The sequence below is a fragment of the Kitasatospora sp. NPDC017646 genome (assembly GCF_044329365.1).
Lineage (GTDB): Bacteria > Actinomycetota > Actinomycetes > Streptomycetales > Streptomycetaceae > Kitasatospora.
Genome location: NZ_JBIRJC010000054.1, coordinates 26321 through 37105 on the forward strand (window position 1 = coordinate 26321; position 10785 = coordinate 37105).

The window sequence follows — 10785 nt, forward strand, 5'->3', positions numbered from 1 at the left end:
TCCACCGGTTCCCTGCCGCACGGAAGAGCCGGCGATCGCCGGCTCTTCCGTGCGGCCATGGTCAGAACCGGTCGACCAGCGCCCGCCGGACAGCGAACCACCAGCGGCGCACCCGTCCCGGTGAAGCCGAACCCGACCGACGAGAACATCACCCGGACGGACGCGCCTCGGGCCACGGACGCCTGGAAGCCGCGCACCTGCCCGCGGGGCTTCGGCCGCGGCGGTCGGGAGTTCGGCCCGCGCGGCCGGGAGACGTCCAGCGGGCCGCGGTGGGCGGCGGCAGCCGCAGGCCCGCGAGGTCCGGGGGTACGGCGGAGTCGGGACGGAAGAACGGTGCGGACTCCGGGTCGGTCGCGGTGGCGGGTGCGTCGGTGAGTCGGAAGCGGTCCCGCAGCCGACCGTAGAAGTCGGTGGGCTGGAGGCGGATGAGCCGCACGCGTTGCGGGGCGCGGTAGACGCCGATCCAGTCGCCCGGGTCGATGATTCCCCGCAACTGGCCGTCGATGCTGACAGAGGCGCGGCCGGAGTGCGGCAGGATGCGCAGCGCGATCGGTTCGTCGGAAGCGGCGACGGCGGTGCGGTTGAACGTCATGTGGGCGGCGATCGGGGTGAACACGACCGCGTGTCGCCTGCCCAGTCCCAGCGGGACGGATCTGCCGGGCGCGGGTCGTAGTGGGCGCGGCCGCCGGCGCCGCACCTGCCGATCTCTGTGGCCAGCGCGGCGCCGTCGGCGAGCTGCTCGGCAGTCCAACCGGTGACGTCCAGGAGGAGGCCGTCGAGGGGGCCGCCGACAAGCTCGCGGTACTCGTGCCCCGGCTGGGGTCCGGGATCGGGGTCGTCGTGGTCGGCTCGGTAGATCCGGCCCCGCAGCAGTGCCTCGTCATCCATGGTGGCCAGCATCCCAGGGGGCACCGACACCTTGCGGGCGAATCCGCCGTCCCGGGGCCCGTCCGGGCGGCTCGATGACAGCGGCGGGCCGCCCCATGCGGGGCGGCCCGCCGTCACCTGCCTACGGGGCTGGTCTACAGGGCGTCGCCCCCGAGCTGCGCGGCGATCTCCTCGGCCCAGGCAGCGGCGCGCTGTTCCTGGACCCAGGGGGCGAGGTCGTCCAGGCGGTCCCGCAGCCGCACGAGCTCACGGCGCGCCAGGTCCTCGACCGGGTCGACGTTCCGGCGCTGCCCGGCGACCTGGTGGCCGACCGCGATCGTGAACGCGAGGCGCTGCACGCGGCCGCGCTGGTGGATCTCTTCGACACCGGCGCGCGGGCCCCACAGTTCGCGCAGCTCGTCCAGCAGCGGTTCGGTGACGGCGAGGGCCGGACGGGTCCGGTCGAGCATCTCGGTGATCGTTTCGTCGTAGGTGCCCCTGAGCAGTGCGGAGACGGCGGTCAGGGGCAGGTCCAGCAGCGCCGTGCCGTCGGCCGGCTCGCCTAGCCCCTCGGTGGTGGCGGCGTCCAGCAGCGCGGCGGACAGCAGCAGCGCCGCGCGGCTCACGGTGTCCGCCGGATCCGGCCCCAGGTCAACCTGGTCCCATTCGCTGCGGCGGCGCTCGGCGTGCCGTTTGACCAGCCGGTCGCCCCACACCACGCAGCGCCGGGGGCGGCGGCGTAGCCGTCCTGGTCGGTGACGGCGGTGGCGTCGTCACTGCCGTCGGGGAACTTCAGGCCGGGTCCTGGGGTGGAGAACTCGATGCTGGCGCCCTTGACCGGTTTGCGGTCCTTATCGGTGGCCCGCACCTTCAGCCGGACCGGCACCTTCTGGCCCGAGCGGACCTTCTGGTCGTCGCCCTCCATCGCCGACAGCTGCGCGACGCCGCAGGCTCGGGCCGCACCGGCTGGTCACCGGGATCCCACAGGTCCTCGGAGACGTCGAGGCCGGCGACATCACCACCGACAGGGCCAGCACCTCTCCGACCCGCGAGCGGGCGATGACCCACTCGTTCCAGTCCCGCTCGGCCACGGTCAGCTCGGCCTGGATACGGTCGGCCTCCTCCCGCAACTCGTCCACACGACGGCGAGCAGGGTTTCACTGCGGGCACCGAGCTCTGGGTCACCTCCTCGATCGCGGCCGGGCGCGTGCAACGAGCGAACTCGATCTCGGCCAGCGCGGATCGGCGGTTGCCGAGGCTGATCGTTCGCGGCGGGACGGCGTGCTCGGGGTCGCGGTCGAGGAGGAGCTCGCGGGCCTGGTTCGCCGTCCGCCCGTCCTCGGCCGGTGGCGGCGGTCGGTCCAAGCCCCGTTGCGCTCAGCTGTCCCGTTGCAGGAGAAATCTGTCATCACGCGCACGATCAAGACGGCCGGCGGTGCGGGTACAGGAGGCGGGATCTGACGTTGTTTTTGACAAGACTGACAAGAACAGGCACGATCCTCACCATGGCACGCCCGAGGAAGTTCGACACCGAGGCCGCGATCGGCGCGGCGATGGAAACGTTCTGGAGCAAGGGGTACACCGCGACCTCGACCGACGACCTGGCCGAGAGCACCGGCATGCTGCGCGGCAGCCTGTACAACGCCTTCGGCGGCAAGCGGCAGCTGTTCGAGCTAGCACTGCGCCGCTACCGGGAGGGCGGCGCGGCCGGCAACCGCACCATGTCGGACGACCAGCCGCCGCTGGAGCGCGTCCGGCAGTTGCTGCGCACCGGGGTGGATCAGACTGCGACCGACCACCGCGGCTGCCTCGCAGTCAACACCATCACCGAACTGGCACTGCGCGAGCCGGAGTTGGCTGGGCTGGCGCGCCAGGCATTCGTCCCGCTGGAGGCCAGGCTGACAGCGGCGGTCGAGGACGGCCGGCTCCGCGGCGAGATCCGCTCGGACCGCCCGGCCGGCGTGCTGGCCCGCCAGGTGATGGCCGCCTTCCACGGACTGCTACTGCAGGCCAAGGCCGGCTTCGAGGCCGAGTCACTGCACGCGACCATCGACGCCGTCATCGATGACCTGCGCCCCTAAGGCGCGTCTGAGAATTTCCCGCCGGGCAACCCCCGGCGCTTTTTCCGCCCGAGTTTTTGGCACTTCCACCAATAACTGTCCTCACCGGAGGCCGCACCCGATGTCCATCCTGCCCCGCCCGTTCCGCCTACCCCTCTTGCCCGTCGTCCTGGCGGCCTTCTTCATGTACGGCTTCGACGGCAACGTCGTAAACGTCGCCCTGCCCGCCATCCGCACCGACCTCAGCGCCGGCCAGGCCGCGCTGGAACTGGCCGTCGCCGGCTATGTGTTCAGCTACGCCACCGGGCTCGTCCTCGGCGGCCGACTCGGCGACATCCTCGGCCACCGCCGGATGTTCCTGTTCGGGGTGGTCGCCTTCACGCTGGCCTCCGTCCTGTGCGGACTCGCCCAGTCCCCCACCCAGCTGGTGCTCGCCCGGCTGGGCCAGGGCCTCACCGCCGCCGCCATGGTGCCCCAGGTGCTCGCCCTGATCACTACCGCCGTCCCCGCCGAGGGCCGGCCGCGCGCCCTGGCCTGGTTCGGCGTCACCGGCGGACTCAGCGGCGTCTGCGGCCAGCTGCTGGGCGGCGTCCTGCTCGACGGCGACCTCCTGGGCCTTGGCTGGCGCGCCGTCTTCCTGGTCAACCTGCCGGTCGGGCTGATCGTCCTCACCGCCGCCGCCGCCGTCCTGCCGCGCACAACCACCGGCCGCCGCCCCGCCCTGGACGGCATCGGCGTGCTCGCGATCTCCGGCTCGCTGGCCCTGGCGCTCGTCCCGCTCGTCCTCGGCCGGGAGGCCGGCTGGCCGCTCTGGACCTGGGCGATGCTCGCCGCCGCCGTCCCCGCCTTCCTGGCCGCGCTGCGCTGGGAGCGCCGCCTCGCCGACCGCGGCGGGCAGCCGCTGCTCGACCCGAAGCTGCTCCGCGGCCGGGTCTTCCGGACCGGGCTGGCCGTCAACGCCGCCTTCATGGCCTTCTTCGCCGGCTTCGTCTTCGTCATCAGCCTCACCGTGCAGACCGGCTTCGGCTACAGCCCGCTGCGCTCCGGCCTGGTCTTCACCCCCATGGCCGTCCTCGCCATGGTCGCCTCGCTGACCGGCAAGCGCCTGATCCCCCGCTACGGGCTCCGCGTCCCCGTAGTCGGCGGGGCGATCACCGCCCTGAGCCTGCTACTGACCGCGCTCGCCCTGCAGACCGACGGCGAGCGGCACGCCCTCCCCTGGTTGCTGACCACCATGGGCCTGATGGGCATCGGCAACGGCCTCGTCCTCCCGTCCCTGATCGGCGCCCCGATGGCCGGCATCACCCCCGAGCGCGCCGGCACCGCCTCCGGCACCCTCTCCACCACCCAGCAGTTCGCCGCCGTCGCCGGCGTCGCCACCATCGGCGGCACCTACTTCGCGGTCCTCGACCACCACACCCACGCCACCGCCGCGGCCGCCGCCACCTGGCTCGCGCTCGCCGCCGTCCTGGCCATGATCGCCCTCACCGTCCGCCTCTCCCGCGCCACCACGGCCCCCACCTCGGCCCCGCGTACCCCCGCCCTCGCCTTGACCGAAAGCTGACCGCGAACAGTTCGGGCTCTGGTCGGTGGCACAGCCACCGACCAGAGCCCGAACCGCTGGTGGGGAAGTACTGGGGAAGTACGATAGCGCGGGACCTCAGGCGCGCCCGCCCGCCTTGGCATCGTGCGCGGCGACCGGCCCGCCGATGACCCGCCGCGCGAGCTCCCCGGCCAGCCCGGCCACGTCCTCCCGCAGTTCGACCTCGGCCAGCACCCGGTCGGCCTCCAGCTGGGCCTACGACTCCGACAGCATCCGGTCCCGCAGCGCCTGCCCCTCGGGGCCGGAGACGGCGGCAGCAGGGGCTTACGACCTGGTGCGTGATCTTGCGCAGTCGCACGAGCTCCCCCCGCTCGGCCGTCGTGAGCGCGCCCGTGGAGCCGTCCCCTTCGTCGATCTTCGCCTGCTTGACCCAGCCCCGCAGGCTCTCGGGGCTGACCCCCAGCTCCCGGGCGATCTCGGTGACGTTCCGATGCGGCGAGGACCGTACCAGCGCGATCGCGTCCCGCTTGAACTCAGCCGTGTACCGCTTGCTCAAAGGCCGCCCCGGCCCCGGACCTGGGGGCCGCGATTTCACCGCGACGCGGCCCGGAACGAAACTCGTCGGCGACATCACGTATCTGCCGACGATTGAGGGCTGGTGGTACCTGGCCACCGTCATCGACCTGGCAACCCGCGAGGTGGTCGGCTACGCGATGGCCGACCACCACCGCGCCGAGCTGCCGGTGGCCGACGCCCTGAAGATGGCCGCCGGCCGCGGCGGCCTGCAGAGCGGCTGCATCATGCACACCGACCGCGGAAGTGAGTATACGAGTGGCGAATTCCGCAGGGAAATAGGGAAATTGAATCTGCGGCAGAGCATGGGACGAACCGGCATATGCTGCGATAACGCCGCAGCCGAGAGCTTCTTCGGCTTACTGAAGGCGGACATCGGTACCACCGTCTGGGAGAGCCGCGAGGCCGCCCGAGCCGACGTATTCCACTTCATCGAAGTCGAATACAACCGCACCAGGCTCCGCAAGCACCCTGAGTTCGGACACCTCACACCCCTCGAAGCCCGAGCCAGGCTGCAGCACGACTTCACCCCCGCAGCGCAAGAACCCGTGTCCAAGATCAGGGTGGAACTTCAGAGCGCTTCAGTTGGCGACTTGAGAAGCGATCCGCAAACCCCACACGGGGCTTGTGATTAGTGCGAGTGTTCGCGGGTTCCCGATTCGGGTGATCTCGACGTTGTCGCCGCATGAAGACAGGGCCCCTGTGCAGCTTGGAGGTTGTCGAGACCGAAAGCAGCGAGGAGGCCCTGTTGCCGCTTTTGTACGCCGTCGCCGCGGTCGGCGGCAACTTCGTACCCCCAAGGTGTGACTGCTTCGCGCACCGGTACGGCAACGCGGGCGACCATGGCGATCGTGTTCGACGCTACGACAGCGACATGACCGACGCCGAGTGGGCGGCGGTGCGAGACCTGCTGCCGGTGCCGGCGTGGATGGGCGGCCGGGGCGGGCGGCCGGAGGGCTACTGCCACCGCCAACTGCTCGACGCGATCCGCTACCTCGTCGACAACGGCGTCAAACGGGCCGCAATGCCCGCCGACTTCCAGCCGTACAAGCGGGTCCACGCCTTCTTCACCCGCTGGCGCGACACCGGCCTGCTGACCGAGTTCCACGACCGGATGCGCGCCGCCGTCCGCACCGCGGAAGGCCGGGACCCCGAGCCGACCGCGGCGGTCATCCACTCCCAGTCGGTCAAGGCCGCCGCCAGCGGCGCTGCGGCTGCCCGCCACCGTTGAGGGCCGCGCCCGGGCGCTGGCCCGGTACTGCCTGCGGGATCTGCTGGACGGCCGCCTCGATCCGTTGGCGGTGGCTGAGCGGATCGGCTTTGAGCCGTGCCCCGCCGACGACCCCGGCTCGTCACGGCGGGCCGTCAGGACCCGGGCGCAGCCCGGGCGCGGCGGCGCGGACCGCGGGGCGGCTTGCGCAGACGACGTTCGTCCACGCTCGGTAATTCGTTGGGCCGGAGTGGTGAATCCGTGGCGGCGCTCGCCGCGATCAGGTGGTAGGGGAGCGTATCCAGAAGATCCGTTTTGCGGATCAAGGAGCGTCATGCGATCTCGAATCACCACCCTGGTCCTGTCAGGGCTGACATCGGCCGCCCTGGTGTGGGGCGCCAGCGGTACGGCCTACGCCTCGCCCGTCGCCGACCACAGCGCGGCCTCCACCTCGACGGAGGCCCCGGGCGAATGGGTCGACAGCCTTCTGCGCCTGGCCGAGGGGAGCAGCACCTCGGCGGACGGCGCCAGGACCATCACCAGCAGTGGTGCTGTCCGGCCGACGCAGGCCGTCCGCCCGTTCCACCGGACCGACGTTGACACCGAGCCCGAGGACGCCCTGGTCGACGGGCAGGAGCCCGGCGCCGCGCTGTCGGATGAGACAGCCCAGGCCGGCGAGCAGGGCACCGAGGGCGAGCGGCTGACGGGGCAGGCGCCGTCGACGCTTCCCATGGGAACGAACGGCAGCAAGGACTGCCTCCACGAGCCCGGGCACGAGCACCGCGGGCACCTCGCCAGCCAAGGCCTCGGCATGCACTTCTGCCTGCCCGAGGTTCCCAGCATGCCCTTCGAACACGGCAAGCACGGCGTTCCCGGCATCCTTGCCGAACACGGCGAACAGGGCGAGCACGGCAAGCACAACGAGCACTGCAAGCATGACGAGAAGTGCGAGCACGGCGAGCACTGCAAGCCTTGCCAGCACGGCAAGCCCGACGAGCACGGTGGCCAGGAGCAGGCTCAGAACCAGCACCATGGGCAGGACCAGAACTCCGCGCACCACCAGCAGGATCAGTCCCAGGACGTCGACGTGACCGTCCTCGTGCAGAACAGTGTCACCAACAACAACGACAACAGCTCCAAGAGCACCGCCGTCAACCTGAACAAGATCAAGTTCGTGGCGGAGGAGGTCGAGGCACGGCCGGAGCACAAGCCTGCGCACCATGGCAGGCACGAGATGAAGCCCGGCCCCTCCGGTGAGGGCGAGAAGCACCATGGCAAGCCCCACCACGGGGAGCTTGCCGAGACGGGCGCCCCGAAGACGCCCGTCCTGCTCGGTCTCTCCGCCGCGTTCCTGGCGGCTGGCGCGGCGGCCACGCGGCTCAGCCGCCGGCGCGTTTCGCAGCGGTAACCCACCCCGTGGCACGCGCAGCGCAGGAAGTCGGCCCGGCCGACTTCCTGCGCTCAACCGGCGAAGCCGTCCGCGTCGACCAGCCGGCCCACGGCGCTCCCCGGCGTCGCGCCGGTTCCATGTAGGCACCACCGTGGGTACACCCGTAGCCACCACCGCAGATACGCCCGTAGCTACCATCGTAGGTACCCCGCCGCTTCCAGCGGTCTCCGCGCGTTTCCGCAGGTCATAAGCCCTTTCCGGGCGGCTGGTAAATCCGACAACCCGTGTGCCACGAACGTGAAAGGAACTGCATGTAGGAGGTTCTGGAAGCAATGCTGTGCAAGAGATGAAGGTTTGGCCCTTCGAAGTCGCCCTGCGGGGGGGGGAGGCTTCAAACTGCCACATGCTGCGAGAGCGGTGACGCGATCGTGGTGAGCGATGTGGAAAAGGCGCCTGTCAGGCGTCAGGTGGGGATCAGGAAGGCGAATGCAAGTGGACCGCTGGTGAAGTGCCGTTACTGATTTAAGTGACATCGAAACCGGACGCACGGGTCGGAGTCCGGGATAGCCTGGCGGGTGCCCGTCTATTGGCCAGGCGGTGTCCGGCATGGAGGCGGCGCGAGCCTGATCTGCTGGTCTTGCACGGAACGTGGGAAGGCACGCTTCGACACCACCGTCCGGCTGTACGACGCGCTGGTGCGCTACGCCGCCGACCTCGACGCGGGCATCGCCAACGCGCACAGCCAGGCCGCGGACCCGGCGACGGACCGGGCACGGGCGGACGAACTCGCCCAGTACCTGGCCGAGGTCACCGACGCCTACCTCGCGGCCGACGAGCCCGTCGCCCCATCCACCACCGGCTGATGACCCCGCTTCCCGTACCCGACTCCCGGAGGCCTCGCACGATGACCGACACCACCCGCCCCTACCCGGCGGTGAGCTGATGGCCGCCCGCATCTCGGCCCCTGCCGACTCCTGGTGGCAGGACCGGGTACGGCACGCCGAGCTCTACCCGGTGAAGGATCGTGCCGCCTGAGTGCGGGCCACCGTGGGGCTGTCGGTTACACGCCCGGCACGGGTCATCCGGTCAGCCGGTCGTGGTGGCGAAAGGGCCGTTGTTTGCGAAGACGAGCTTGGCGAAGTTCTCGCTGATGCGGCGGTGTCCTTCGGGACTGGGGTGGATCGCGTCCGGCAGGGGGAACTCGTCGTGGTCGTTCTCGCCGTAGAGGTCGAGTCCGTCCAGGTAGTGGAGGTTGGGGTCCTCGGCGGACCGCTGCTTGACGATGTCGGCCAGGACGTCGCGGACGATCGTGAGCGTCAGCCGTCCGGCGGCGGTCTCGGCCGGATCACCGGTGGCCTTGAACTTCAGGGTTCCACTGGAGAGGTCCGGCATGAGAGGTCCGGGGGTGTTCTCGTGGGTCGGACACAGGATGGGGGAGACCAGGAGCAGGGGGGTTGTGGGGTGACCCTCGCGGATGGTGTCGAGGAAGCCGTGGATGGCGGGGGCGAAGGCGCGCAGGCGCATGGCGTCGCTGTTGACGATGTTGATGCCGAGCTTGAGGCTGATCAGATCTGCGGGGGTGTCGCGCATCGCGCGGGCGACGAACGGGTCGACCAGTGCGCTGCCGCCGAAGCCGAGATTGATCAGCTCCACATCGCCTGCGGAGGCGGCCAGGGCGGGCCAGATGGTGCTGGGGAAGACGGCGTTGGATCCGTGGCTGATGGAGCTGCCGTGGTGCAGCCACACCCGGCGCCCCTTGTCCGGGGAAGGCTCGACGGGGGCATCGGTGCGCAGGGCGATGACCTCGGTGATCTCCGCGTGCGGGAGCCAGATCTCCATGTCCTTCTCGCCGAGTGGGAGGTCGGTGAAGTGGGCGGTGCCGGTGGGGCCCGGGGTGAATTCCGCAGTCTGGGTCTGCATGTCAGTGATGGTGTGCAGGTTCCCGCCGTCCACGGTGGCCTGGGCGGTGAGGCGGCCGTCGACCAGGAGGTCGTAGATGCCGTCCGGCGGGGGCGGGAAGCCCAGGTAGGCGCGTTTGGTGGGCAGAGTGTCCAGGCGGATGGTAGTGGCGTTGGTACGGAAGACCAGCCGAACACCGGAGGGCTGGGCCTCGGCCACGGCCAGTCGGGCGTCGGGAATCTGGCGGCGCGCCCGGGCGGGCAGCCGGTGCAGCAGCAGGCCGTGGGCAGTCTCTTCCACGTCGAGGTGCCCGCGCAGGAAGTCGGCCGTGATGGGGGTGGTGATCAGGTTCTGTTCGGTGCTCATTGCCTCAAGCCTTTTGATCCTTGGTCGGGGCGGCCGGTCAGGGGGTGGACCGGCTCCGCAATGCGGTGTCGAGGCAGTCCAGGGTCCAGGTCCAGGACTGCTGAGCGGCTACGTCCGTGTGGTCGAAAGCGCCGGCCGCCTCCAGGGAGGCATAGCCGTGGAAGACGCTGCCCAGCATGCGGACCGCGTGCGTCTGGGCCGGCTCAGCCAGGTCGTAGCCGCGCAGGATTGCCCGTGTCATCTGTGCATGTCGGACGCCGGCGCTGGCCGCGGCAGTCTGCGGGTCGAGCCGGTACCGCGCTGCTTCGTACCGGCCGGGGTGCGCCCGGGCGTAGTCCCGGTAGGCGTTCGCGAAGGCTGTCAGGGCGTCCTTGCCCGCGCGCCCGGCCACGGCGTCGGCGACCCGGTCGGCGAGTTCCTCCAGTGCGAACAGCGCGATCCGGGTCTTGAGCTCGTGGGAGTTCTTCACATGCGCGTACAGGCTCGCCGGCTTCACGTCGAAACGCCGGGCGAGCGCGGACAGGCTCACTTGGCCGAAACCGGCCTCATCGGCGAGTTCCGCACCAGCGAGCGTCAGCCGCTCCGGGCTCAGTCCTGCCCGAGTCAAAACCATCACCTACTCTCAGTATGTCTATGACTAGTCTGCATCTACCTATAACCTATAGGCAAATGCTGTACTCATCAAGGTTTCTCTGCCGAAGAGGGTGAGTGAGACGGCAGGGCCTGCGAAGCCGCCCGCACGGGCACCCCGCCTTGATTCGCACAGACGGGGTTCCCGCCGAGCCAGCTACTGAGGTTTTCAGGGCGGGGTCGGTGGGGTGAGTGAGAGGCCGGTGCCGGCCAGGCATCCCTCAATGAGGGTGGATCGAAGTTGGAT

General features: G+C 70.4%; 11 protein-coding genes and 2 pseudogenes. 6 read left to right on the top strand and 7 right to left on the bottom strand.

Annotation, left to right across the window (positions count from 1 at the left end; translation table 11 throughout):
* Positions 1-265 precede the first annotated feature (265 nt).
* From ACH4J0_RS38540 to ACH4J0_RS38555, 4 genes and pseudogenes are all read right to left on the bottom strand, one after another.
* Positions 266-622 (bottom strand): annotated as a pseudogene (locus tag ACH4J0_RS38540) (NAD(+) kinase); the annotation flags it as partial.
* Positions 589-888, bottom strand: coding sequence for a hypothetical protein (locus tag ACH4J0_RS38545; protein ID WP_396245854.1), 300 nt, complete (start codon positions 886-888; stop codon positions 589-591). The pseudogene ACH4J0_RS38540 and the gene ACH4J0_RS38545, both read right to left, overlap by 34 nt.
* 134 nt (positions 889-1022) lie before the next feature.
* The gene (locus ACH4J0_RS38550) at positions 1023-1493 is read right to left on the bottom strand and encodes a hypothetical protein (RefSeq protein ID WP_396245855.1); all 471 of its coding nucleotides are present in this window, start codon (positions 1491-1493) and stop codon (positions 1023-1025) included.
* Entirely contained in the window at positions 1490-1792 is a 303-nt protein-coding gene (locus tag ACH4J0_RS38555) for a hypothetical protein (RefSeq protein ID WP_396245856.1), read from the bottom strand. The genes ACH4J0_RS38550 and ACH4J0_RS38555 overlap by 4 nt, the downstream gene beginning before the upstream one ends.
* A 580-nt stretch (positions 1793-2372) precedes the next feature.
* Between ACH4J0_RS38555 and ACH4J0_RS38560 the strand changes: the two genes are divergently transcribed.
* Together ACH4J0_RS38560 and ACH4J0_RS38565 are read left to right on the top strand one after the other, a co-directional pair.
* Positions 2373-2948 (top strand): TetR/AcrR family transcriptional regulator, encoded by a 576-nt coding sequence (locus tag ACH4J0_RS38560; RefSeq protein WP_396245857.1) that lies wholly within the window; start codon positions 2373-2375, stop codon positions 2946-2948.
* A gap of 100 nt (positions 2949-3048) precedes the next feature.
* Positions 3049-4491, top strand: coding sequence for an MFS transporter (locus tag ACH4J0_RS38565; protein ID WP_396245858.1), 1443 nt, complete (start codon positions 3049-3051; stop codon positions 4489-4491).
* Between the two features lie 382 nt (positions 4492-4873).
* Here ACH4J0_RS38565 and ACH4J0_RS38570 read toward each other — a convergent pair.
* A pseudogene (locus ACH4J0_RS38570) lies at positions 4874-5101 on the bottom strand (transposase); the annotation flags it as partial.
* Here ACH4J0_RS38570 and ACH4J0_RS38575 point away from each other — a divergent pair.
* The 4 genes from ACH4J0_RS38575 (at position 5010) to ACH4J0_RS38590 (ending at position 8506) form a co-directional block, all read left to right on the top strand.
* Positions 5010-5678: an IS3 family transposase gene (locus ACH4J0_RS38575; RefSeq protein ID WP_396245859.1), complete on the top strand. Its 669-nt coding sequence runs from the start codon at positions 5010-5012 to the stop codon at positions 5676-5678. The pseudogene ACH4J0_RS38570 and the gene ACH4J0_RS38575 sit on opposite strands and share 92 nt — an antisense overlap.
* A gap of 113 nt (positions 5679-5791) precedes the next feature.
* Positions 5792-6274: a transposase gene (locus ACH4J0_RS38580; RefSeq protein WP_396245860.1), complete on the top strand. Its 483-nt coding sequence runs from the start codon at positions 5792-5794 to the stop codon at positions 6272-6274.
* Between the two features lie 313 nt (positions 6275-6587).
* On the top strand, positions 6588-7661 hold the full coding sequence (locus tag ACH4J0_RS38585; protein WP_396245861.1) for a hypothetical protein: 1074 nt from the start codon (positions 6588-6590) through the stop codon (positions 7659-7661).
* Positions 7662-8218: 557 nt separating this feature from the next.
* A complete protein-coding gene (locus ACH4J0_RS38590; protein ID WP_396245862.1) occupies positions 8219-8506 on the top strand; it encodes a hypothetical protein in 288 nt (95 codons plus the stop codon).
* A gap of 223 nt (positions 8507-8729) precedes the next feature.
* Here ACH4J0_RS38590 and ACH4J0_RS38595 read toward each other — a convergent pair whose 3' ends face one another.
* Both ACH4J0_RS38595 and ACH4J0_RS38600 read right to left on the bottom strand, forming a co-directional pair.
* Positions 8730-9908: a GDSL-type esterase/lipase family protein gene (locus ACH4J0_RS38595; RefSeq protein ID WP_396245863.1), complete on the bottom strand. Its 1179-nt coding sequence runs from the start codon at positions 9906-9908 to the stop codon at positions 8730-8732.
* Between the two features lie 37 nt (positions 9909-9945).
* Positions 9946-10515: a TetR/AcrR family transcriptional regulator gene (locus tag ACH4J0_RS38600; protein WP_396245868.1), complete on the bottom strand. Its 570-nt coding sequence runs from the start codon at positions 10513-10515 to the stop codon at positions 9946-9948.
* Positions 10516-10785 lie beyond the last annotated feature (270 nt).